The organism is Nonomuraea gerenzanensis (genome assembly GCF_020215645.1).
Lineage (GTDB): Bacteria > Actinomycetota > Actinomycetes > Streptosporangiales > Streptosporangiaceae > Nonomuraea > Nonomuraea gerenzanensis.
Genome location: NZ_CP084058.1, coordinates 4887209 through 4910766, shown reverse-complemented (window position 1 = coordinate 4910766; position 23558 = coordinate 4887209). Strand labels below are relative to the sequence as shown.

The following is a 23558-nucleotide window of genomic DNA, read 5'->3' as shown; positions in this document are numbered from 1 at the left end:
AGCTCGAGCCTTGGCGTGGTCGTACACAGCTGTTCCAGCGTGGGCTCCATCGTGAGTTTCTTGCCGGCACGGTTTCGATCGAATCGTGACTTCACTCTTGGCCCTGCGACCGTGCCCGGTCAGCACACTAGGCGAAGGTTTCCGCCCGCCGCTGTCCCATCAGCGAAATCGGCCGCCTAGGTGTGCAAGGTGTCACTGGGCGCGCGCCCGTAGGCGTCCTTGTAGGACAGGGCGAAGCGGCCGGGGTGGAAGAAGCCCCAGCGGGCGGCGATCGTGGCGACCGTGGTCGTGGCCGGGTCGCCGACCGCCAGCTCGGCGTGCGCGCGGGCCAGGCGGGCCTGGCGCAGGTAGCCGAGCGGGGTGGTGTTCAGGTGCCGGCGGAAGGCGTACTGCAGGGCGCGGGCGCTGACCCGGGCCGCGGCGGCGATCTCGTCGATGCCGATGGGCGCGCCGGCGTGCTCGTCGATGTAGGCGATGGCGCGGCGCAGCGTCTGGGGGTGGGCGTCGCGGCGGTCCGTGGCGGTGGCGTCGGTGGCCGCGGTGGCGGCGGTGGTGGCGTTGCTGGGCAGGGCCGTGAGGACGCTGGCCGCCAGCAGCTGACCGGCCGTGGAGACCACGAGCGGCTCGGCGGCCAGCTCCGGGTCGGCCAGCACGTCGTCACGCAGGTAGGCGATCGTGCGCCGCAGGTGGCGGCCGGCGGCGGCGGAGACGGGCCGGTGCCCCAGCAACCGCACCGGCTCCGGTGCGCCGCCCGGGGCGGTGCCGGCCACCTCCTGCAGCAACGCGTCGCCGAGCATGACGATGGTGTAGCCGGCGTCGCGGACCTCGCCGGTGTAGGGCCGGTCCGGCGGCGCGAAGAACACGGTGTCGCCCGGCCCGAACACCTCCTCCTCCTGCCCCGCGACCTGCTGGGCGATGGACCCCGTCTCCACCAGGCACAGGCACACCTTGCCGAGCGGATGCACCTCGTAGCTCACGGTGTACTCCAGCCGCAGCCGGTCCACGCTGACCGAGCCGAGGACCTGGCGCGCGATCCTGGTGCGCGGGCTGTCCGCGTCGGACCCGATGCGCATCCTGGCGTAGGCCTTGCTGAGGAACTCCTCCGTCTGCCCGAGGTCACGGCTGTCGAAGGTCATCGGCTCCATGGCGCACTCCACCCGCCGCCGCGCCCGTGGGATGCGCGGCCCGCGCACGCCGGCACCGGAGCGGGGCTGACGCGACGAGCTGAACGACCGGCCATACCGAGATGGTAATCCGCGCGCGCGGATGGGCGGTGCGGCGCCCGTGACGGCGCCGCCCCGCCGGGACACCCGTTCAGCGGGCCGGCGCCGGCGTCCGCTTCCTGGAGGCGTAGATGTCGTCGATCAGCTGGTAGGTGCGCGCCTGCTCGGCCGTGAAGATGCGGTCGCGCTCGATGTCCTTCCTGATCTCCAGCACTCCCCTGCCGGTGTGCCTGGCCAGGATCTCCTCCTGCTGGTCGCGCATCCGCAGGATCTCCCTGGCGTGGATCTCCAGGTCGCTGCCCTGGCCGCGCCCGCCCTCGGTGTGCGGCTGGTGCAGCAGCACGCGCGCGTGCGGCAGGGCGGCGCGCTTGCCGGGCGTGCCCGCCGCCAGCAGGACCGCCGCCGCCGAGGCCGCCTCGCCGATGCAGACCGTGTGGATCTCCGGGCGGACGAACTGCATCGTGTCGTAGATGGCCGTCATCGCGGTGAACGAGCCGCCCGGCGAGTTGATGTAGAGGTTGATGTCCTGGTCGGGGTCGAGCGACTCCAGCGTCAGCAGCTGCGCCATCACGTCGTTGGCGACGGTGTCGTCGATCGGCGCCGCCAGGAACACCACGCGGTCCTCGAACAGCTTGTTGTACGGGTTCATCTCCTTGATCCCGTACGAGGTGCGTTCGGTGAAGGTGGGCAGCACGTAACGGCCGCTCATGTCAGTTCATCCCTTCTGCGATGTGGTCGACGATCCCGTACTCCAGCGCCTCCCGCGCGGTGAACCAGCGGTCACGGTCGGAGTCGGCCTGGATGCGCTCCAGCGGCTGGCCCGTGTGGTGGGCGATGATCTCGGCCATCCGCCGCTTGGTGTAGAGCATGTTCTCGGCCTGGATCTGGATGTCGCTGGCCGAGCCGCCGATGCCGCCCAGCGGCTGGTGCATCACGATGCGCGCGTTGGGCAGGGCGTAGCGCTTGCCCTTCGCCCCGGCCGTCAGCAGCACCTGCCCCATCGACGCGGCGAACCCCATCGCCACCGTCTGCACGTCGCACGGAATGAACTGCATCATGTCGTAGAGCGCCATCCCGGCCTGCACTGAGCCGCCCGGTGAATTGATGTAAAGCGTTATGTCGCGGTGCGGATCCTCGGCCGCCAGCAAAAGCAGCTCCCCGCAGAGCCGGTTGCAAATCTCGTCGTCGACCTCCTGGCCGAGAACGACGATCCGCTCCTTGAGCAGGCGCTGGCTGAGCTGGTCAGGCCAGGCCGCGCGCTGGGTCTCGGTCATGACGGGCGCTCCTTTCTATGCGTGCCTTTCTTCGGAAAACGCTAGTGCCGGGCGTCCGGAATTAAGGAAAGTTTTCGCTGGCGGCGCATTTCTCTTAAAGCGCATTACTCCGACAGCGAATTTCCATCGACATACAATCGCGGATGTGAGAAGGACGCTCCCCCGCCGCTGGACCTGCCTGATCCTGGGCGGGGCCCTGCTGATGCCGTACATGATGGTCGGCGTGCTGATCTCCGGCCTGGTGCGCGGCGAGTCGGCCAACGTGCTGCTGCCCGCCCAGGTCGGGGTGTTCGCCGCGGTGCTGCCCGTGGTGGCCGTGACGGGGCTGTTCCTGCCGGTGCGCGGGCTGTCGGTGAACGCGGCGCAGGGCCTGCTCGGGGCGCGGGTGGAGACGCCGCCGCGGCTGGACGGGCGCTCGTGGCAGGAGCGGCGGCGCACGGCGGCCTGGTTCACGCTGCACCTGGCCGTCGGCGGGGTGGTCAGCGGCTGCACGCTGGCGATCGTGCCGTTCACAATGTTCACGCTGGCGCTGCCGGTCACGGGGCTGTCCACGGTGGTGCTCGGCTTTCTCGTCACCCCCGGGTGGAGCGCCGTGGGGTGGGCGGCGGGCGGGCTCGTGCTGCTGGCGGCGCTGGTCGCGATGGCCGCCGGGGCGGGCGGGCTGCTGGCGCGGCTGGCGCCCGTCCTGCTCGGGCCCACCCCCGCCGAACGGCTGGCCGCCGCCGAGAGGCACGCCCGTACGCTGGCGGAGCGCAACCGGCTGGCCCGCGAGCTGCACGACTCGGTCGGTCACGCGCTCAGCGTCGTCACCCTGCAGGCCGCCGCGGCCGGCCGGGTCCTCGACCGCGACCCGGCCACCGCCAGGACCGCGCTGGCCGCAATCGAGCAGTCCGCGCGGACCGCGCTGGAGGATCTGGACCATGTTCTCGGTGTGCTGCGGGACGACGGCCGGAGCGGCGGTGACGAGGCCGCTCTCGCGCCGCAGGCCACGCTGGCCGACCTGGGCGAGCTGGTCGCCGCGTCCGGTGCGCCGGTGCGGCAGGAGGTGGGGGATCTGTCCGGGGTGCCCGCCGTGGTCTCGCGTGAGGCGTACCGCATCGTGCAGGAGGCGCTGACCAACGCGATCAAGCACGGCGACGGTCCCGTCCGCCTGACCGCCGCCGTCGAGGGCGGGGACCTGCGCCTGGAGATCGCCAACGACGGGCGTACGACGCGCGCAGACGGCGGGCGTACGGCAGGAGCACCCGGCCCCGCGGGCGGGCGGGGTGTGGCCGGGATGCACGAGCGTGCCCGGCTGCTGCGCGGCGACCTGGAGGCGGGCCCCGCCGGGGCCGGATGGCGGGTCTCGGCCCGGCTGCCGCTACGGTCGTCCCCATGACGATCAGAATCGTGATCGCCGACGACGAGGACCTCATCCGCACCGGCCTGCGCGTCATCCTCGACAGCGAACCGGACCTGGAGGTGGTCGGCGAGGCCGCCGACGGCGCCGCGGTGCTGCCCGTGGTGCGCGCGCGGCGGCCCGACGTCGTGCTGATGGACGTGCGCATGCCCGCCCTCGACGGCATCCGCGCCACCGAGCGCCTGCTCTGCCTGGACGAGCCGCCCAAGGTGCTGGTGGTGACCACGTTCGAGAACGACGACCACGTCTATGACGCGCTGCGGGCCGGCGCGTCCGGGTTCCTGCTCAAGCGCACCAGGCCGGACGACCTGATCCGGGCCGTCCGGCTGGTCGCGACGGGCGAGTCGCTGCTGTTCCCCGCCGCGATCCGGGCCCTGGCCGGCCGCCGGGGCGGCTCCGCCGCGCGGGTGCCCGGCATCGAGCGGCTGACCGGCCGCGAGGGCGACGTGCTGCGGCTGATGGCCCAGGGCCTGTCCAACCACGAGATCGCCGCCGAGCTGGTCGTCAGCCAGGAGACGGTCAAGACGCACGTCGGCAACGTGCTGGCCAAGCTGGGCGCGCGCGACCGCACCCAGGCCGTGATCGCCGCGTACGAGTCAGGCTTCGTCTCCCCCCGCTGACGGCTCGCGGGCGCCCGGCCGCGCGGACGGCGGGCGCCCCCACTCACTGGTTACGGGCGCACGCCCCCGCGCCGCAGGAGCTCGGCCGCGGGCAGCACGGTCGCCTCCGCCGCGCTCAGCCCGGTGGCGGCCAGGGCGCGATCGACCAGGTTCAGCCCCACCGCATATCCCGCCATGTCGGGAATGCCGCGCGGCTCGCCGCCGAAGTTGCGCGTGGCGGTGTCGCCCAGCACGTACGCCGGCGTGTGCCGCATCCCCGCCAGCTCGAAGTCGGCCATGATCAGCTCGTAGGCCCGCTCGTAGTCCGCCCCCGTCACCATCGACGACCACGGCCCCATCGCCTCCGGCCCCAGCAGCTCGCGCACGAACGCCTCGGCCAGCCCCTCGGCGACCACGTGCTCCCCGACGGTCACGGCGACCGGGTCCCACACGACGTTGGTGAACCGCACGAGATGGTGGAACTCGTGCACCGCCAGCGCCCCGATCCGCCCGATCACCTCATCCGACGGCCAGGCCAGCAGATACAGCCACTCGGAGCCGCCGCCCATGCCGTAGTAGCCGCCCGAGATCTTCATCAGGTGATCGTGGTCGGGGTTGCCGAGCATGAACATGACCTTCACCACGTCGGGCTGCTCGGCCCCGCTCAGCCGTTCGGCCGCCAGGGTCAGCTCACGCCGTACCTGGCCGAGCACGTCCCGCTCGATCAGCCGCCGCACGGCGGGCAGGTAGCGCGGGTCCTCGGCGTCGGTGCGGAAGCCGCCGCCGCCGTGGTGGATGTCGACGAGGTCGCCGGGCATCGGGATCGACGCGCGCGTCGGCGCCATGATCTTCCGCACCGCGTCGGGCCGCCGCTCGAGCGGCTGCTCCAGCAGGTCGGCCATCGCCGAGAGGGTGTCCTCAATGATGATTTCCATGCCGGGGACGCTAAAGCCTCACGTTACGTAAGGGTCAAACCCCTTTCCCGTCAGAGCGGATCCCCTTCGCCCGGATCCTCGCCGGGAGAGCGCCCCGGCGTGCTCTGCCCGCTCTCCGACGGCGACGGCGACTGCGAGGGCGACGGCTGCGGCATCGGCGTCTCCGGCGTCGGCGGCGGCGTCGGCACGAACACCGTCGGCGGCAACTGCCGCGGCTGCTGCTCGCTCTCCTGCCGCCCGAACACCAGCAACAGCAGGATCGCCGTGACCAGCAGGAGCAGCAGCACCAGCGCCAGCGCCGCCAGCAACACCCGCTTGCGCGTCTCGGTCGGCGGCAGCCGCCGCCGGGTCGGCCCCGGCAACGCCGGCGCGCGATCGGTCAGCCAGTACGGCACGAAGTCCGGCCCGTGCGCCTCCCCGATGAACGTCCCGCCCACCATGACGGGCTCCAGGAACCGCTCGGCCCCCGGCCGCCCTGGCGCGTACGGCACCGCCACCCACGGCGCGTGCCCCCCGTCGAAGGCCAGCACCTCCGGCGCGCCCTCCAGCACGGCGCCCCGCGACCGCCCGGAACGCCCCAGCCACCCCCGCACCCCGGACCGCTGGCCGCCCGCCTCGCGCGCCGCGGTGACGAACCGCTCGCGCGCCGCGGCGTCGTAGGCCGCACCCCGGGTGAGCACCGCCAGCGACACGGCACGCCCGTCGGGCGCCTGGCCCAGGTACACGAACCCGGCCGGCGCCGTGTGCAGGCGAGCCTGCACCACGTAGGGCCCCAGCCGGGGAGGATCACCGTACTGCAGGGGACTTGCCACGTTTGCCATGAAAGCACAGACGTGGCGTCGTGCACGTTTGCGGCGCGTTTGGTGGAATGGCGTCATGAGCGTCGCCGAAGAGTTGCCAGGCGGAACCGACGCGGCACTGCTGCGTCAGAGTCTCGACGAGGTCCGGCGTGTCATCGTCGGGCAGGACCACATGGTCGAAAGGCTCCTCGTGGCCCTGCTGGCACGGGGGCACTGCCTGCTCGAAGGCGTCCCGGGCGTCGCCAAGACCCTCGCCGCCTCCACCCTGGCCACCGTCGTGGGCGGCACGTTCGCCCGCATCCAGTTCACCCCCGACCTCGTGCCGAGCGACATCGTCGGCACCCGCGTCTACCACCCGTCCAACGAGAAGTTCGACGTCGAGCTCGGCCCCGTGTTCGTCAACTTCCTGCTCGCCGACGAGATCAACCGCGCCCCGGCCAAGGTCCAGTCCGCGCTGCTGGAGGTGATGGCCGAGCGCCAGGTCACCCTCGCCGGCGTCACCCATCCCCTGCCCAGGCCGTTCATCGTGCTGGCCACCCAGAACCCGATCGAGTCCGAAGGCGTCTACCCGCTGCCCGAGGTGCAGCGCGACCGGTTCCTGTTCCGCGTCCGCGTGCCGCACCCCAGCGCCCACGAGGAGCTGGAGATCCTGCACCGGATGAGCGTCAAGCCGCCCGTCCCCGAGCGGGTGCTCGACCCCGACAGGCTGCTCGCGCTGCAGGAGGCGGCCGAGCAGGTCTCGGTGCACCAGCTCGTCGCCGACTACGTCGTCCGGCTCGTCATGTCCACCCGCGCCCCCGCCGAGTACGGCCTGTCCGACCTCGCCGACACCATCGAGATCGGCGTCAGCCCCCGCGCCACCCTCGGCCTCGTCTCCGCCGGCCGGGCCCTGGCCCTGCTGCGCGGCCGCGACTACCTGCTGCCCGACGACGTACGCGACGTCGCCGTGGACGTCATGTCGCACCGCCTGATGCTCACCTTCGACGCCCTGGCCGACGGCATCGACCCCGAGAGCGTCGTCAAGCAGATCCTGCAGGCCGTCCCCCCACCCCTCGTCGTCTGGAACCAGAACCGTTGAGCCCCACCACAGCTGAGCAGGCGCTGCGCCGGCTGGAGCTGACCGTCACCCGCCGCCTCGACGGCCTGCTGCACGGCGCCCACCAGGGCCTGCTGCCCGGCACCGGCAGCGAGGCCGGCGACAGCCGCGTCTACGTGCCGGGCGAGGACGACGTGCGCCGCATGGACTGGAACGTCACCGCCCGCACCACCATCCCGCACGTCCGCGACCTCATCGCCGACCGCGAGCTGGAGACCTGGGCGCTGGCCGACCTGTCGCCCAGCATGGACTTCGGCACCGCCGACACCGACAAGCGCGACCTGGTCGTGGCCGCCGTCGGCGCGATCGGGTTCCTGTCCAGCCGGATGGGCGACCGCTTCGGCGCGCTGGTCATCCACGACGAGTTCGTGCACCGCATGCCCGCCCGCACCGGCCGCCCCGCCCTGTACGGCCTGCTGAACTCCCTCATGGACGCCCCGCGCGGCAGCGTCGTGCCCGACCCGCCCGACCTCGCGGAAGGCATCGAGATCCTCTCGGCCACCCGCAGGCGGCGCGGCATGCGGCTGATCGTCTCCGACTTCCTCGAGGCCCACCCCGACCTCGACCCCGACGCCGAACGCCCCTGGGAGCGACCCATCAGGCGGCTGGCGGCCCGCCACCAGGTGCTGGCCGTCGAGGTCATCGACCCGCGCGAGCTCGAACTGCCCGACGTGGGCCGCGTCGCGTTCGCCGACCCCGAGACCGGGAACGTACGCGAAGTGCACCTTACGCCCAAGATTCGGCGCGCGTACGCGGAGGCGGCCGCCCTGCAGCGCGAGGGCACCCGCCTGGCCCTGCGCCGCGCCGGCATCGCCCACCTCGTGCTGCGCACCGACCGCGACTGGGTGTTCGACGTCGCGCAGTTCGTGCTGCGCCAGCGCCGCACGCGCCACCTCGCCCACCGGAGGCCCACCGCATGACGTTCCTCGCCCCCGGCTGGCTGTGGCTGTTCGTGCTGGTGCTGCTGCTCGTGGCCGGTTACATCCTGGCGATGTTCGCCCGCCGCCGCTACACCGTGCGCTTCACCAACCTGGCCCTGCTCAACCTCGTCGCCCCCGCGGGCCCCGGCTGGCGCCGCCACGTCGCCCCCGCGCTCTTCCTCGTCATGATGTCCCTGCTGGTCATCGGCGCCGCCAAACCCGCCGACCAGGTCCGCGTCCCCCGCGACAGGGCCACCATCATGATCGCCCTGGACGTCTCCCTGTCCATGGACGCCGACGACGTGCAGCCCAACCGCATCACCGCCGCCAAGGCCGCCGCCCAGTCCTTCGCCAGGGAGCTGCCCGACCGTTTCAACGTCGGCGTCGTCTCCTTCGCCCGCTCGGCCAACGTCGTCATCTCCCCCACCACCGACCACCAGGCCGTCGTCACCGCCATCGGCAACCTCACCACCCGCCCCGGCACCGCCATCGGCGAGGCCGTCTTCAACGCGCTGGAATCGGTGCGCTCCTTCGACCAGCAGGCCGCCACCGACCCGCCCCCGGCCGCCATCGTGCTGCTCTCCGACGGCGACAACACCTCCGGCCGCTCGGTGAACGAGGCCATCGAGGCCGCCCAGCAGGCCCGCATCCCCGTCTCCACCATCGCGTACGGCACCCAGGAGGGCACCGTCAACATCGACGGCCGGCCCGTGAACGTCCCGGTCAACAAGCAGACCCTGCAGTCGCTGTCCGACGGCACCAGCGGGCGCGCCTACGCCGCCGAGTCCGGCAGCGAGCTGCGCGAGGTCTACGAGCAGATCGGCACCTCGCTCGGCTACAAGCTGGTCAACCAGGAGATCACCCAGTGGTTCATCGTGGCGGCCATCCTGGCCGGGCTGCTCGTGGCGGGCGCCGCGGTCCTGTTCGGTTCGCGGATCCCGTAACGTTTGGCGACGTGGCCCACTATTTCTCCGAGCAGCCGAGCACCGCGAGCAGGCCGGGCTCCGTCGATCTCGTCCTGCCCGACCTGCATCTGCGGCTGGAGACCGACAGCGGCGTGTTCTCCCCCGAGCGGGTGGACGTGGGCACGCGCGTGCTGCTGGAGAGCGTCCCGCCGCCGCCCCAGGAGGGCGACCTGCTCGACCTGGGCTGCGGCTACGGGCCGATCGCGCTGACCATGGCCAAGCGGGCCCCGGGGGCGACGGTGTGGGCCGTCGATGTGAACAGGCGCAGCCTGGAGCTGACCGAGCGTAACGCCCGGGCCGCCGCCCTTGACAAAGTAAGGTCAGTACACGTCGATGAAGTGCCAGATGAAGTGAAATTTCGGGCCATCTGGTCTAATCCTGCGATCCGTATTGGGAAGCAGGCGTTGCACGAGATGCTCACCAGGTGGCTCACCCGGCTGACGCCCGACGGCGTGGCCTACCTGGTCGTCCAGAAACACCTCGGCTCGGACTCCCTGCAGCGCTGGCTCGGCGAGCAGGGCTGGCAGGCCTCCCGCGAGGCCAGCCGGGCCGCCTACCGGATCCTGAAGGTGACCCCGTGAGAAGGCAGCTGCGCCCCACCGACGTCAAACGGCTCAACCGCACCTGGCGCAGGAACACGCACCACCGCCTCGGCCTGATCATCGAGTCGGTCACCGGCCCGTTCAACATCGGCTCGATCTTCCGCAGCGCCGCCGCGTTCGGTGTGGACGAGATCTGGCTGGCGGGCAACGCCACCCCGCCCACCAACCCCAAGGCGGGCAAGACCGCGCTGGGCACCGAGCGCCTGGTCACCTGGCACGAGGCCGTGCCGGCCGTCGAGGCCGTCAAGGCGGCCAGGGAGAGCGGCTACGCGGTGCTGGCGATCGAGCTGACCGCCGAGGCGGTGCCACTCCACCGGGCCGATCTCGCGCGCGACGTGTGCCTGGTGGTCGGCAGCGAGGACCACGGCTGCTCCCCCGCCCTGCTCGACGCCGTCGACGGGGCCTGCTACATCCCGCAGGTCGGGCGGGTCGGGTCGTTCAACGTCGCGGTGGCCGCGGCCATGGCGCTGTCGGAGGCGCGCCGCCAGGAGTGGCAGAATCTCCCTGATTCGTAACCGAACCGTTCACTCGGGAAGGGCATACTTCCGTACGTGCTGAGCCGTCGATTCGCCTTCCTCGACCATCCGGGCCCGCTCGCCTTCGCACACCGCGGCGGCGCGGCGGAGGGCGCGGAGAACTCCGCCGCCGCGTTCGAACGGGCGGTCGCGCTCGGCTACACCTACCTGGAGACCGACGCGCACGCCACCTCCGACGGCGTGCTGGTGGCCTTCCACGACCACACGCTCGACCGCGTGACCGACCAGCGTGGCCGCATCTCGGAGCTGCCCTACCGGGCGGTCAGGCGGGCCCGCATCGGCGGGGTGCACGAGATCCCGCTGCTGGAGGACCTGCTCGGCACCTGGCCGGAGATCCGCTTCAACATCGACGTCAAGGAGGCGGCCGCCATCGCCCCGCTGGCCGAGGCGATCAGGCGCACCCGCTCCCACGACCGGATCTGCCTGACCTCGTTCTCCGACGAGCGGCTGGTGCTGGCCAGGGCGGCCATCGGCAGGCAGGTGTGCTCGGCGCTCGGGCCGCGCGGCGTGGCCGCGCTGCGGGCCGCCGCGGCCACCTCCGGCTACGGCCGCCTGCTGGCCCGGCTGTCGCGCGCCGGCGTGCCGTGCGCGCAGGTGCCGGTGGGCTTCCGCGGGCTGCGCGTCACCACCCGCAACCTCGTCCGTACGGCGCACGCCATCGGCATGCAGGTGCACGTGTGGACGATCAACGACCCCGCCCGCATGGAGCAACTGCTCGACCTGGGCGTGGACGGCATCATGACCGACAACGTCACCGGCCTGCGTGAGGTGCTGGAGCGCCGGGAGCTGTGGCATCCCGGCCGCCTGGCCGCCTGACAGCGCCGTTCCCCCATCGGCCCGCAAGAGGAGCGATCCGTCACCATGCCCGTACCCGCACCCCCCGCGGCCCTCGACGACTCCCCCGGAGCGCGCCGGCGCGAGCAGCGCGGCTGGTACTTCTACGACTGGGCCAACTCCGCCTTCTACACGGTGGTCATCTCGGTCTTCCTCGGCCCGTACCTCATCCCGGTCGCCAAGACCGCGGCCTGCGCCAAGGACTTCCCGTCCGTGGAGCCCGGCAGGTGCGTGGAGACCTTCGACCAGCTCACCATCACGAACCCCGGGCTGGGGTACGTGGACGTGCTGGGCCTGGACATCAGGCCGGCCGCGTACTTCGGCCTGATCACCACGGTCGCGGTGTTCCTGCAGATCGTGATCCTGCCGATCGTCGGCGCGCTGGCCGACCACACCGGCCGCAAGAAGGAGCTGCTCGGCGGCTTCGCCTACGCCGGGGCGCTGTCCGCGATGGGCCTGTTCTTCGTCGAGGGCGACCGCTACCTGCTCGGTGGCGTGCTGTTCATCCTGGCCAACCTCTTCTACGGCGCCTCGATCGTGGTCTACGACTCGTTCCTGCCGCAGATCTCCACGGCCGAGGAGCGCGACGGGGTCTCCTCGCGCGGCTGGGCCATCGGCTACCTGGGCGGCGGCCTGCTGCTGGCCCTCAACCTGGTGCTCTACCTGCAGTACGAGAGCCTCGGCCTGACCCAGGGCATGGCGGTGCGCATCTGCATGATGTCGGCGGGCCTGTGGTGGGCCACGTTCACGATCATCCCGCTGCTGCGGCTGCGCAACCGGCCGGTGCCCGCGCACGAGAGCACCGCGCTGCGCTCGGTCGGCGGCAGCTTCCGCCAGCTCGGCCGCACCCTGTCCGAGCTGCGGCGCTACCCGCTGACGCTGCTGTTCCTGCTGGCCTACCTGATCTACAACGACGGCGTGCAGACGGTCATCGGCAACAGCGCGGCCTTCGCCTCCGAGGCGCTCAAGCTGCCCCAGGAGGTGCAGATCACCGCGATCCTGATGGTGCAGTTCGTGGCGTTCTTCGGCGCGCTGCTGCTCGGCTGGCTGGCGCGCAGCCTCGGGACGAAGCGTACGGTGCTGGCCAGCCTGGTGGTGTGGACGGCGATCGTGGCGATGGCCATGTTCGTGGCCGAGGGGCAGGCGCTGCAGTTCTACCTGATGGCGTTCGCGATCGCGATCGTGCTGGGCGGCACGCAGGCGCTGTCGCGCTCCCTGTTCTCGCAGGTGATCCCGAAGGGGCGGGAGGCCGAGTACTTCAGCCTGCTGCAGATCAGCGACAAGGGCTCGGCGTTCATCGGCTCGCTGACGATCACCCTGGCGCTGCAGTTCACCAACAGCTACCGCATCGCGATCCTGTCGATGGTCGTCTTCTTCGTGATCGGGTTCGTGCTGCTCGCCTTGACCAACCTGCCCAAGGCCATCCGCGCGGCCGGGAACGAGGTCCCCGCCCACATCTAGAGGGCGCCTCTCAAAACAGAGAGCACCGCTCTTGACATCAGTGCGCCATATCGAGAGCATTGCTCACATAACGGAGCAACGCCCTATTGAAGGAGCACCGATGTCCCCTCGGCTCACCTCCGCGGCCTTCGCCGCCGGCGGCGTCCTCTTCCTGCTCTACATCGCGCTGCGGCCCGCCGGCGACGACGCGGCGGCCATGGCCTCCACCGCGTGGGTCGCCGGGCACGCCGCCGCGATGGGCGGCTTCATCCTGCTCGGGCTCGCCGTGCTGGGCCTGCACCAGGTGCTCGGCGACCGGCTGTCCCTGCGGGCCGCGGTGGTGACCTGGATCGGCGCGGGGCTGACGCTGCCGTACTACGGGGCCGAGGACTTCGGGCTGAACGTCATCGCCCGGCGCTCCCTGCGTGACGGGGCGCCGGCGCTGATGGAGCTGGCCGAGGAGTTCCGGTACGGGCCCGTCGCGGTCACCATGTTCGCCGCCGGGCTGCTGCTGCTGGCCGTGGGCACGGTCATGGCGGCCGTGGCCGTCTGGCGCTCCGGCACGCTGCCCCGGTGGAGCGGGGCGGTGCTGGCGCTGGCGTTCGTGCTGTTCATCCCGCAGTTCTTCGGGCCGTACCCGCTGCGGGTCGCGCACGGCGTGCTGGTCATGATCGGCGGGGTGTGGGTGGCGGCCGCGCTGTGGCGCAACGGGGTCCGGCCCGCGACGCGATGATGACCGGTGGCCGGACGAACGCGACCGCCAGGCCGCGCCGGCCGGACGAACCGGCCGGACGAACCGGCCCTGCCGGCCGGTGACACGCTCTGGCTCAGGCGACGCCGAGCACGATCTTGCCGCGGTTGCGCCCCTGCTCGCCGCGCCGGTGCGCCTCGGCGGCGTCCGCGAGCGGGAAGACCTCCTCCACCTCCACGTCCAGCTCGCCCTTGTCGATCAGCTCGGCGATCCGGGCCAGCGCCGCGCCGTCGGGCTCGACCAGGATGCCGGTGGCCCGCACCCCCCGCTCACGGGCGCGGCCGACCAGCTCGGGCGCCACGCCGGACGGCACCGCCACCAGCAGCCCGCCCGGGCGCAGCACGTCGAGGGAGCGGGTGCTCGTCCGATCGTGGCCGTCGCCGACGAGGTCGAGCACCACGTCCACGTCCCGCACCGCGTCCTCGAAGCGCGTGGTGGTGTAGTCGATCACCTCGTCGGCGCCGAGCGAGCGCAGCCAGTCGTGTTTGGCGGCCGAGGCGGTGCCGATCACGTACGCGCCCGCGTGCCGGGCGAGCTGCACCGCCAGGTGGCCGACGCCGCCGGCCGCCGCGTGGATCAGCACCCGCCGCCCGCTGCCGAGACTCGCGGTGTCGACCAGGGCCTGCCAGGCGGTGAGGGCGGCCAGCGGCGTCCCGGCGGCGGCCTCGTGCCCGGCGGTGCGCGGCTTGCGGGCGAACTGCCGGGCGGGCGCGGTGACGTACTGCGCGTACGCGCCCGCCTGGCGCGGGAACCACGGCATGCCGAACACCTCGTCGCCCGGCTGCAGGACCGTCACGCCGAACCCGGTCTCCTCGACCACGCCGGAGACGTCCCAGCCCAGGATGAACGGCGGCGCGCCGAGCACGTGCGCCATGCCGGAGCCCGCGCGGGTCTTCCAGTCCACCGGGTTCACGCCGGCGGCGTGCACCCGGACCAGGACCTCGGTGGGCAGCGGGACGGGCTTCTGCACCTCGGCCAGGCGCAGCACCTCCGGGCCGCCGAGGGAGTCCTGGACGATCGCGCGCATGGTGGATGACATGGAACGGCTCCTTGCTTCGGTGTGGTACGTCCGGGCGCAGCCGAAGCTACCCAATGGACGGTAGTAACCCGCAAGGCGGACTGCTATCTTTTGGGAAGTAATATCCCCCTGAGGAAAGGTTCAGGCCATGGCGCTGACCTGCGGATCCGGTCTGCACGACCGGCACGACGTCTACGCCGCGCAGTGCCCGTGCAGGGAGGTGCTGGATCTGCTGGCCAACAAGTGGTCGGCCCTGGCCGTCGGCGCGCTGGAGGAGGGGCCGCAGCGCTTCGGCGCGCTGCAGCGGCGCCTGGAGGGCGTCAGCCCCAAGGTCCTCACCCAGACGCTGCGCCGCCTGGAGGAGCACGGCTTCGTCGACCGCACCGTCTACCCGGAGGTCCCGCTGCACGTCGAGTACGCGCTGACCGAGCTGGGCCGCGGGGTGGCCGGCCCGCTCGGCGCGCTGCGTTCCTGGGTGGAGTCCCACCTCGACGAGATCCACGGCGCCCGCGCGGGCGCGAGCTGATCAGGGCGTGAGCGTCCCCCTGTCCATCAGGGGCAGCGGGAGCGGCGGCGCCGCCGTGCGCGCGGCGGCGGCGGTGGCGTCCGGCCCGCACGCCGCCGCGAGCAGATGGTCGCGGATCGCGAAGTCGATGGCGTGCGCCGTGGGCAGGCCGTTCTCGTCGAGCTGCTGGTAGTGCCTGAGGTTCAGGCCCAAGGAGAACTGCCGGCCACTGCCCGGGTCGAGGAACGACAGGGTCTCCATGCCGGGGACGCTCCCGTCATGCCCCCAGAAACGGCCGCACGGCAGATCGAGCGGGAAGATCCCGAGACCGTAGTCGAACACCGCGCCCGAGAACGACCTGACCGGTACCGTCCGCTGCATCTCGGCCAGCGGGCCGGCGTCGAGCAGCGCACCGCCCAGCAGCAGCCGGAAGAAGCGGTTGAGGTCCGCCATCGTCGAGGTGACGGCGCCCGCCGTCCCCGCCCACGACATGTTGTAGACGCTGAAGTCCCTGGGCGGGTCGAACAGCCCGAACAGCGCCTCGTACGCCTTGGAGTTCGGCCCCGGGATGTGCGGCGTGCGCGGGAACGCGGTGTGCCGCAGCCCCGCCTTGCGGATCACGTGGTCGGTGATGTAGCGCTCGGCGCCGACGCCCGTCACCTTCTCCAGCAGCAGTCCCGCGAGGATGTAGTTGGTGTTGGAGTACGCGCCGGGCAGCGCCCCCGGCTCCCCGGTCGGCGGGGCCGCCAGCCCCGATCGCGCCAGCTCCCGCGCCTGGAAGGTCCGGAAGCGGTTGGCCTCCAGGCTCTCGATCGCCGGGAACACCAGCTCGGTGTGGTTGGCGATGTGGCTGGTGTGGTTCAGCAGCATGCGCACGGTGATCCGCCGGCCGCGCTCGCCCGGCACCACGTCCGGTAAGTAGCGGCCGATGGGCGCGTCGAGCTCGATCGTGCCCTTGCCGACCTGCTGCATGACGGCCACCGCGGTGAACGTCTTGGTGATGCTGCCCGCCCGGTGCACCATGCCGGGGTGGACCGGGCGGCGCGTGTCGATGTCGGCCACCCCGGCCGCGCCCTGCCAGCTCTGCCGGCCGTCCGCGACGTGGGCGTAGGTGCCGTACATGCCTGCCGCGTGCACGGCGTCCAGGGTCCGGCGCAGGCTCTCCGTGTCGAGCCCGGCCGGTTGCGCCGCGCTGGATTGTGCCGCGCCGGGTTGTGCCGCGGCGGGTTGTGCCGCGAGCAGCGACGCGGCGAGGGTCGCGGCTGCCAGCCGCGAGGCGAACGTGCTGAATCGGCGTATGGTCATGACGCCAGCATGAGCCGCCCGGTGCGCGGCGGTCAGTGTGCCGCGTCACCGGCTTCCCATGACAGGAGTCATGCCGGACCGGCAGCCGATCAGGGTTCGCCTCCCGACTCCCCCGCCACGGCCGGGGCGGGCTCACCGGGAGCGCACTCGTCGCGAGCAGGCTCGCCATCGGCGGACGCGCCGTCAGCGGACGCACCATCGGCGGACGCACCGTCAGCGGACGCGCCATCGGCGGACGCGCCATCGGCGGACGCGCCGTGGCCGGACGCGCGACCACCCCCGCGCCACACCCGCCGGGCCGCCACGGCCACCAGGGCCGCGCCGGCCAGCGCGAGCAGCGTGGTGAACAGCCACTCCCCCGAGCCGCCGGGCCCGTAGACCCGGCTAGCGCGGCCCGTGTCCACGGCCTGGACGGTCCGCCCGGCCGCGAGGGTGGTGCGGTCGCTGCCGTACAGCTCGACGTCGTGCCGCTGGATCCGCCCGTCACCGGAGGCGAAGTCCCCCGCCCAGACGCAGGACTCGTGCCCGGGATGCTGGATGCACCGCAGCTCGCGCGCGGTGAACACGCCGCTCACCCCGTCGGCGCGGGCGGCCTTGACGGTGGGCCCCAGCTCGGGCACGGACCAGAAGAGCAGCAGCAGCCCCAGCAGGGCCAGTGCCACGGTGAAGGCGCTCAGGCGCCGCTCGGCCCGCACGTTCAGTGCGCGACCGCGCAGGTGCAGGTGGCCCCCGCCCGCGCCCGGCGGTGCAGCACCATCGCCACCACCATCGGCGCGAAGACGACCGCGTTGTAGAACAGGTGCAGCTCCATCCTGGGCCAGACGAGCTGCAGCAGGCTCGTCGGGACGGGCTTGCCCATGAGGTAGACGCCGCTGAGCTTCTGCAGCAGCAACAGCAGGTGCTCCAGGTGGTGCCACACCTGGATGCCGAGCGAGATGTTCCACCACGTGCGCGCGCTGCCGGTGAAGCCCTTGCGCAGCAGGATGAGGCCGACGAGCATGAGCAGCGCGTAGCCGTAGTGCATCCACTCCGAGGTCACCAGCCACGGGAAGGGCAGGCCCAGCACGCCGCGGGCCTCGGCCAGCGGCCAGCCCCAGGCGTAGACCTGCATCGCCTGGACCAGGTGCTCCGCCCAGTGGGCCACCACGATGATCATGAAGACCGTGAGCGCGGTCTTGTGGTGGCGCCCGTTGAGCGTGGCAGCGCTCAGAGCAGTCGTGGTCGTCGCCATTTCTCACCTCGTGTTCCCCGTCGCGATGGACACTTGGGGCCATCGTGACTCCCGTGCAGATCGCGGACAAGAGCATGTCGATCATCACTGAGAACCCGCTTGCAAACGGCTGAACGCCGAGATGATCCCGAACTGGCGGCGGCACGCCCCAGCATCGCTACGCTTTGACTCCGGCGACGAAGGAGAGCGTCCCGCATGGGTCTGGAAATCACGTTCCTCGGTCCGTGGCAGATCACGATGGACGGTCAGGCGGTCAGGCTGGCCGGGCAGCGGCGGGTCGGCGTCCTGGCCAGGCTCGCCCTGGACGCGGGCCGGGCCGTGCCGGCCGACCGGCTCCTCCACGACGTGTGGGGCGACAGCTCCGCCACCACCGCGGCCAAGCAGCTGCACATCGCGATCTCCAAGGTGAGGGACACGCTGGCCGGCCACAGCGATGCGGACCTCATCGAGACGCTGCCCGGCGCCTACCGCCTCGTCCTCGACCGTGACCGCGTCGACGCGCACCTGTTCACCGGGCTGGCCCTGCGGGCGCGCGCCGCCCGCGCCCAGCGCGCGACGGCCGCCGCCGACGCGCTGTTCCGCCAGGCGCTCGGGCTCTGGCACGGGCCGGCGCTGCCCGAGCTGGAGGCGCCGTGGGCCAGGGCCGAGGCCGCCCGGCTGGAGGAGGAGCGGCTGTCCGTCCTGGAGGAGCACGTCGAGCTGCGGCTGGCCGCGGGGGATCACCACGCCGTGGCCGCCGAGCTGGCCGCGCACGTCAAGGCGCATCCGCTGCGCGAGCGGCCCGCCGCCCAGCTCATGCTCGCCCTGCACCGCGACGCGCGCTCCGCCGAGGCGCTGGCGCTCTACCAGGACACCCGCCGGGTCATGGTCGAGGAGCTGGGCATCGAGCCCGGCAACGAGCTGCGCCGCCTCCACCAGGCCATCCTGGTCCGCGACCCGGGGCTCGACCTCACCACTCCCGCGCAGAGCGCCACGGTGACGGAGCCGATCGTGCCCGCCGAGCTGCCGGCCGGCACGCAGGCGTTCACCGCCAGGGCCGACGAGGTCGCCCGGCTGCGCGCCGCCCTCGTCGCGGACGACGGCGCCGCCGTCACGGTCATCGACGGCCCGGGCGGCATCGGCAAGTCGGCGCTCGCCGTGCACGTCGCGCACGAGGTCAGGGGCCATTTCACCGACGGCGTCAGCTACGTCAACCTGCACGGCTCCACCGCCGGGCTGGCCCCGCTGACCTCCGTCGAAGCGCTGCGCCACCTGCTGCGCTCGCTGGGTCTGGACGGCACCGCCGTCCCCGCCGACCTGGGCGAGGCCGCCGCCCGCTACCGCTCGCTCACCGCGACGGCCGACCTGCTGGTGATCCTCGACAACGCCCGCGACGTGCGCCAGGTCCGCCCGCTCATCCCGGGCGGCGCGGGCTGCCGGGTCCTGATCACCAGCCGCGACCCGCTCGCCGTGCTGGACAACGCCCACCATCTGCACCTGGGCACGCTCAGCGACGACGAGGCGACCAGGCTGCTCACCCGCCTCGTCGGCGCCGGCCGGGTGGGTGCCGAGCCGGAGGCGGCGGCGGAGATCGTCCGGCTCTGCGGTGGCTTCCCGCTCGCGCTGCGGATCGCGGGCGCCCGGCTGGTGGCCCATCCCGACCGGCCCGTCTCCGACCTGGCGGTCCGGCTCGCCGACGCCACCCGCCGCCTGGACCTGCTGGAGTACGCCGACCTGGCCGTGCGCGCCGGCATCGCGGTCAGCCACCAGCACCTGCGCGAGGATCCCGCCGGGCAGGACGCCGCCCACCTGCTGGCCCTGCTCGGGCTGCTGGAGGTGCCCACGCACACCACCCCCGCCACCGCCGCCCTGGCGGGCTGGCCGGAGCACCGCGCCGAAGCCGCGCTGGAGCGCCTGCTGGACGCCCGGCTGCTCGAACCCGCCGGGCCGCACCGGTACCAGTTCCACGACCTGGTCCGCCTCTACGCCAGCGAACAGGAGGTCGCCCCACAGGAAGGGGCGGCCGCCATCCGGCGCGCGCTGCACCACTACCTGGCCACGGCCGTGCGGGTCGAAGATCTGGTGGGCGGCGGCCGTACGGCGAACTACCACTATTTTCCCGCCGAGCAGCCCGGGCAGCAGCTCACCACCGTGGCGGCCGCCAACGAGTGGATCGAGCACGAACGGCACAATCTGCTGGCCGCGATCCGGCAGGCGGCGGGCGACCCCACCGATCGCACGGCGGCCGTGCTCGCGAACGTCACCCAGTGGCTGTTCGACCGGCGGGGCTGGTTCTCCGAGCTGATCGAGGTGAGCGAGCTGGCCCTGCGCAACGCCGACGAGATGGCCGACTGGGAGAACAAGGCGTTCCTGTACCAGGGGCTCGCCTCCGTCCACGCCCAGCTCGGCCGCTTCGCTGAGGCCCTGTCCCAGCTGGAGGCGGGCCTGGCCTGCTGGGACCTGGCCGGGCAGCCGGACCGCAAGGCGGGGCTGTACAACGACCTCGGGACCCTGTACGCCATGCTGGGCCGCCACGACGACGCCCTGGCGGCGCTGGAAAGCGCGCTCACGATCACCGAGCGCACCGGCCGCAAGGACCACCAGGCCTTCGTCCGCAACAACGTGGTGCACGTCTACTACCGTCAGCGCAGATTCGAGGAGGCCGTCGAGGAGGCACGGCACGTCGTGGCCATGACGGAGGAGCTGGACGACACCGGCAGCCTCGGCATCGCCCGCGACTCCCTGGGCGACGCCTACCGGGCCGCCGGCCTGCTGGAGGAGGCCGTGGCGGAGTACCGCCTGGCCATCGAGCTCCAGCGGGAGACGGGCTTCACGCTCTACACCGCCGTGTCCTCCTGGTGGCTCGGCCACGCCCTGCACGACCTCGGGCGGGCGGAGGAGGCCCGGGCCGCCTGGCGGGAGTCGCTCGGATTGCTGCGCGAGGCCCGCCTGCTGACCGCCGCCGAGGTGGCGGCCTACCTCGCGCAGCCCGTCCCCGACACGCCGGAGCCCATCAGGAACCAGCTCTGAGCCCGGTGCCGCGAGCGGTGCCTAGCCGTAGACGCCGAACTCCCAGAGCGAGTAGCCGTAGGCGGTGCCGCGCTGCGTGAGGTCCAGGCGGACGTAGCGGGCGGTGGTATCCAGGCCGATCTCGTCGAAGCCGCCGTCGCCGTCGGTGGTGGCGAAGGCGGAGGTCCAGTTCGTGCCGTCGAGGGAGGTCCGCACCTGGTACGCCCGGGCGTACGCGGCCTCCCACCCGAGCTGGACGTGCTTGATCGCGACCGGCCGGCCGAGATCGACCTGCAACCACTGCGGGTCGGCCCACTCGCTGGCCCAGCGGGAGGTGAAGCTGCCGTCGGTGGCCCGGTCGGGGGTGAACGGCCCGCCGTCGCCGTTCGCCTGGGAGGTGGAGGCGGTGGCCGGCCTGCCGCGCGCCACGTTCGTGCCCGCCACGACCGGCGGCACCACGCGGAAGGAGCGCTGCTCGATGCCGACGTTGCCGTGGCCGTCGTAGGCGTAGACGTACACCTTCCACACGCCCAGCCGCTGCGGCGCGGTCACCGAGAACGTGCCCGGCCCTGTCTGGGTGAAGCGCACGTGGGACAGGCCGCGGTCGCCGGTGATGTGCTTGTCGCTGAACATGAGGTTGTACCGGATCAGGTCGCCGTCGCGGTCGGCGGCGGCCACCGCCACGTCGAACGCCGAGCCCGCCGGGACGGCGGTGCGCGCGGCCACGGTCATGGAGGTGATCTCCGGGGACGTGTTCGGGGAGTCCTGCCCGGTGTACGCCTCGCGCAGCGCGTGGTAGCCGTGCCGCCGCCAGCCGCCCGGCGTGGTGTTGAGCCAGACGCCGCCGAAGTCGTTCTCCAGCCCGTAGTGGAACGGGGTGGCGCCGAGCGCCACGCCCCGATGGCCGCGCACGGCGTTCCAGCTCGCGGTGTACATGTCCCGCTTGGCCAGGTCGCCGGGCTCGTCCGGGACGCCGTTGACGTCGTCCGGCACCTCCCACTCGCCGTCCGGGCCCGCCTCGGTGACGACGTACGGCCTGGTGTGGCCGCCCGCGGCCCAGTCGTCCTTGACGGTGCCGATGGCGCCGTAGGAGTTCACGGCGAGCAGGTCGAGCGACGGGGAGTGGGCCTTGTAGTAGGTCCAGGCGTGGGTGTAGGCGTCGGTGGAGGTGACCGGGTGGTCCGGGTCGGCGGCGTGCACGGCGCGCGCCACCTCCTCGACGAACCTGGCGTAGGCCACCCGCCGCTGCTCCACCACGTCGGCCGGCAGGCCGTGGTCCTGCATGGTGAGGATGACCTCGTTGCCGAGGTCCCACATGAGCACGCCCTGCCGGTGCTTGAGCGCGTTGACGCGGGCCACGATCTCGTTCTTCACGCCGGTCTTGTACGCGGTGTCGCCGGCGTAGTCGGCGCCCTGGTTGAGCCAGTGGCCCACGATGACCTTGATGCCGTGCCTGGCGGCGGTGTCGAGCAGGGCCGGGGTGTGGGTGTCGTCCACGCCCCAGACGCGGATGGTGTTCACGCCCATGGCCGCCAGGTCCCGCATGTAGGCGTCGGCCGCGGCCTGCGGCGGCCCGTACGTCATGCCCTTGATCTCGTACGGCGCGCCGTTCACCTCCAGCCGCCAGTCGCCCTGCGTGCCGGCCACCCGCACGACGCTCGGCCCGGCCGGGACCGGCGGGTCGGTCATCGGGGCGGGCACGGTGCCGGCCTGCCGGGAGACCTTGACCCAGTCCACGCTCAGCGCGCCGCCCGACGTGGTGCCGGGGACGGGGGTGGTGCGGCCGGCGACGGCGTCGGGCAGCGAGCCGCCGATGGCCAGGTCGAGGCGGAGATAGAAGCCGTGGTGCACGGCGGCCCGCCAGGCGGCGACGCCGACCTGGCTCTGGCGCACCACCCAGGTCTGCCTGCCGTCGAGGTAGAAGCGGATCTCCTCGTCCGTCCTGGTGCGGTCGATGACCTGGGTGTACTCGTGGTAGCCGCTCTGGCAGCCGGCGCAGGTGGCCAGGCCGCTGCTGCGGCCGTCGTACTCGTTGCACACGCCGCCGGGGGCGGTGCCGCAGTGCAGGGTGGCGGAGTACTGGTCGCGGCCGTTGACGGCGGTCATGATGTCGCTCTCGCCGACGCCCGGCCAGTTGGTGTGGTTGCCGCGGTAGGCGGCGCCGGTGGCGCGGAAGCCCGGCCAGTAGCCGAGGGGTTCGGCGACGCCCGGCTGCTTGAGCCGGGCGCTGAACCGCAGCAGCTCGCCCGGTCTCGGCTCGAAGTCGGCGCGCCGGGTCTCGACGCGGGCCGAGGTCCAGTGGCCGGCGCCGTCCTTGATCGCCTTGATCGTGAGGTGGCCCGCGCCGTCCAGGGAGAGGTTGGCGGGGTCCGCGGTCATGGTCTCGACCTCGCCGGTGCCCCAGTTGGCCGGGCCGCCGGGGTAGGAGGTGCCGGTGCGCGGGATCCACTCCGCGGGCGACGGGGCGGTGCCGGCGGGGCCGGTGAAGTCGTCCGACCAGACGTCGGTCCACGAGCCGACGGTGTCCCCGTACACCTGGAACTCCCAGAGGGAGTAGCCGTAGCCGGTGCCCCGGGCGGTGCCGTACAGGCGGACGTACCGGCCGGTGGCGGTGAGGTCGATGGTCTGGGTGCCGCCGGTGCCGGTGGCGGTGGCGTAGGCGTCGGTCCAGGTGGCGGCGTCGTCGGAGGTCTGGATGCGGAAGGCGCGGGCGTAGGCGGCCTCCCAGTCGAGCACGACGCGGGAGATCCGCGCGGGAGCGCCGAGATCGACCTGCAGCCACTGCGGGTCGCTGAACGCGCTGGACCAGCGGGTGCCGGTGCGGTCGCCGTCGACGGCCGCCGCCGCGCTCCACGCGGCGCCCTCCGATGACGAGGCCGTCGCCGGTCTGCCCTGCGAGAGCGGAGTCTCCGCCGCCGCCTGGGCCGGGCCGGCGGGTGCCGGGCCGGACACGACCAGGCCCGCCAGCGCGACGGCGACCGCGACCGCGCTTCGCCTGAGCCTGCCTGAGCTGCGTGATGGATGCACGACCTCTCCTAGGAACGGGTGCCGCGACGATCAGGGAGAGCGCTCTCCGACCCCTGAGGGTCCTCCGGTCCCGGCAGCTCGTCAAGACCTGGCCCCTTGACAGGCGGTCG

Annotated in this window: 22 protein-coding genes; 12 read left to right on the top strand and 10 right to left on the bottom strand. The window is 72.6% G+C overall.

From position 1 onward, the window contains the following. Positions 1-176: 176 nt before the first annotated feature. From LCN96_RS23130 to LCN96_RS23120, 3 genes are all read right to left on the bottom strand, one after another. On the bottom strand, positions 177-1145 hold the full coding sequence (locus tag LCN96_RS23130; protein WP_225274960.1) for an AraC family transcriptional regulator: 969 nt from the start codon (positions 1143-1145) through the stop codon (positions 177-179). 169 nt (positions 1146-1314) lie between these two features. Beyond that, positions 1315-1932: an ATP-dependent Clp protease proteolytic subunit gene (locus tag LCN96_RS23125; protein WP_225274959.1), complete on the bottom strand. Its 618-nt coding sequence runs from the start codon at positions 1930-1932 to the stop codon at positions 1315-1317. 1 nt (position 1933) lies between these two features. Continuing rightward, positions 1934-2497, bottom strand: a complete 564-nt coding sequence (locus LCN96_RS23120) for a ClpP family protease (protein WP_225274958.1) — start codon at positions 2495-2497, stop codon at positions 1934-1936. Positions 2498-2642: 145 nt separating this feature from the next. Between LCN96_RS23120 and LCN96_RS23115 the strand changes: the two genes are divergently transcribed. Both LCN96_RS23115 and LCN96_RS23110 read left to right on the top strand, forming a co-directional pair. Beyond that, the gene (locus tag LCN96_RS23115) at positions 2643-3875 is read left to right on the top strand and encodes a sensor histidine kinase (RefSeq protein ID WP_225274957.1); all 1233 of its coding nucleotides are present in this window, start codon (positions 2643-2645) and stop codon (positions 3873-3875) included. Beyond that, on the top strand, positions 3872-4516 hold the full coding sequence (locus LCN96_RS23110) for a response regulator (RefSeq protein WP_225274956.1): 645 nt from the start codon (positions 3872-3874) through the stop codon (positions 4514-4516). Before LCN96_RS23115 ends, LCN96_RS23110 begins: the two co-directional genes overlap by 4 nt. A 50-nt stretch (positions 4517-4566) precedes the next feature. On the opposite strand, the gene LCN96_RS23105 is transcribed toward LCN96_RS23110, so the two are convergent. Continuing rightward, entirely contained in the window at positions 4567-5430 is an 864-nt protein-coding gene (locus tag LCN96_RS23105) for a DUF2268 domain-containing protein (RefSeq protein WP_225274955.1), read from the bottom strand. 50 nt (positions 5431-5480) lie between these two features. Next, entirely contained in the window at positions 5481-6251 is a 771-nt protein-coding gene (locus LCN96_RS23100) for a hypothetical protein (protein WP_225274954.1), read from the bottom strand. Between the two features lie 55 nt (positions 6252-6306). Between LCN96_RS23100 and LCN96_RS23095 the strand changes: the two genes are divergently transcribed. From LCN96_RS23095 to LCN96_RS23060, 8 genes are all read left to right on the top strand, one after another. Next, positions 6307-7308 (top strand): AAA family ATPase, encoded by a 1002-nt coding sequence (locus tag LCN96_RS23095; RefSeq protein ID WP_225274953.1) that lies wholly within the window; start codon positions 6307-6309, stop codon positions 7306-7308. Beyond that, positions 7305-8246, top strand: coding sequence for a DUF58 domain-containing protein (locus tag LCN96_RS23090; protein ID WP_225274952.1), 942 nt, complete (start codon positions 7305-7307; stop codon positions 8244-8246). The genes LCN96_RS23095 and LCN96_RS23090 overlap by 4 nt, the downstream gene beginning before the upstream one ends. Next, entirely contained in the window at positions 8243-9190 is a 948-nt protein-coding gene (locus LCN96_RS23085) for a VWA domain-containing protein (protein WP_225274951.1), read from the top strand. Before LCN96_RS23090 ends, LCN96_RS23085 begins: the two co-directional genes overlap by 4 nt. An 11-nt stretch (positions 9191-9201) precedes the next feature. Further along, positions 9202-9792, top strand: a complete 591-nt coding sequence (locus tag LCN96_RS23080; RefSeq protein ID WP_225274950.1) for a class I SAM-dependent methyltransferase — start codon at positions 9202-9204, stop codon at positions 9790-9792. Then, complete coding sequence (locus LCN96_RS23075) at positions 9789-10328, top strand: TrmH family RNA methyltransferase (RefSeq protein WP_225274949.1); 540 nt, start codon at positions 9789-9791, stop codon at positions 10326-10328. Before LCN96_RS23080 ends, LCN96_RS23075 begins: the two co-directional genes overlap by 4 nt. A 36-nt stretch (positions 10329-10364) precedes the next feature. Continuing rightward, complete coding sequence (locus LCN96_RS23070) at positions 10365-11165, top strand: glycerophosphodiester phosphodiesterase family protein (RefSeq protein ID WP_311132371.1); 801 nt, start codon at positions 10365-10367, stop codon at positions 11163-11165. 45 nt (positions 11166-11210) lie between these two features. Then, positions 11211-12644, top strand: coding sequence for an MFS transporter (locus LCN96_RS23065; protein ID WP_225274948.1), 1434 nt, complete (start codon positions 11211-11213; stop codon positions 12642-12644). Positions 12645-12744: 100 nt separating this feature from the next. After that, positions 12745-13356: a hypothetical protein gene (locus tag LCN96_RS23060; RefSeq protein WP_225274947.1), complete on the top strand. Its 612-nt coding sequence runs from the start codon at positions 12745-12747 to the stop codon at positions 13354-13356. 94 nt (positions 13357-13450) lie between these two features. Here LCN96_RS23060 and LCN96_RS23055 read toward each other — a convergent pair whose 3' ends face one another. After that, positions 13451-14413, bottom strand: a complete 963-nt coding sequence (locus LCN96_RS23055) for an NADP-dependent oxidoreductase (RefSeq protein ID WP_225274946.1) — start codon at positions 14411-14413, stop codon at positions 13451-13453. A gap of 127 nt (positions 14414-14540) precedes the next feature. On the opposite strand from LCN96_RS23055, the gene LCN96_RS23050 reads away from it, so the two are divergent. Next, entirely contained in the window at positions 14541-14918 is a 378-nt protein-coding gene (locus LCN96_RS23050) for a winged helix-turn-helix transcriptional regulator (RefSeq protein ID WP_225274945.1), read from the top strand. On the opposite strand, the gene LCN96_RS23045 is transcribed toward LCN96_RS23050, so the two are convergent. From LCN96_RS23045 to LCN96_RS23035, 3 genes are all read right to left on the bottom strand, one after another. Continuing rightward, on the bottom strand, positions 14919-16202 hold the full coding sequence (locus LCN96_RS23045; RefSeq protein ID WP_225274944.1) for a serine hydrolase domain-containing protein: 1284 nt from the start codon (positions 16200-16202) through the stop codon (positions 14919-14921). Positions 16203-16291: 89 nt separating this feature from the next. Beyond that, positions 16292-16897 (bottom strand): hypothetical protein, encoded by a 606-nt coding sequence (locus LCN96_RS23040; protein WP_225274943.1) that lies wholly within the window; start codon positions 16895-16897, stop codon positions 16292-16294. A 2-nt stretch (positions 16898-16899) separates the two neighbouring features. Next, positions 16900-17433, bottom strand: a complete 534-nt coding sequence (locus tag LCN96_RS23035) for a hypothetical protein (protein ID WP_225274942.1) — start codon at positions 17431-17433, stop codon at positions 16900-16902. 195 nt (positions 17434-17628) lie between these two features. Between LCN96_RS23035 and LCN96_RS23030 the strand changes: the two genes are divergently transcribed. Next, positions 17629-20442 carry an AfsR/SARP family transcriptional regulator gene (locus LCN96_RS23030; RefSeq protein ID WP_225274941.1) on the top strand — a complete coding sequence of 938 codons (2814 nt, stop codon included), beginning with the start codon at positions 17629-17631 and terminating at the stop codon, positions 20440-20442. Positions 20443-20463: 21 nt separating this feature from the next. Here LCN96_RS23030 and LCN96_RS23025 read toward each other — a convergent pair whose 3' ends face one another. Continuing rightward, entirely contained in the window at positions 20464-23448 is a 2985-nt protein-coding gene (locus tag LCN96_RS23025; protein ID WP_225274940.1) for a discoidin domain-containing protein, read from the bottom strand. Between the last annotated feature and the right edge of the window lie 110 nt (positions 23449-23558).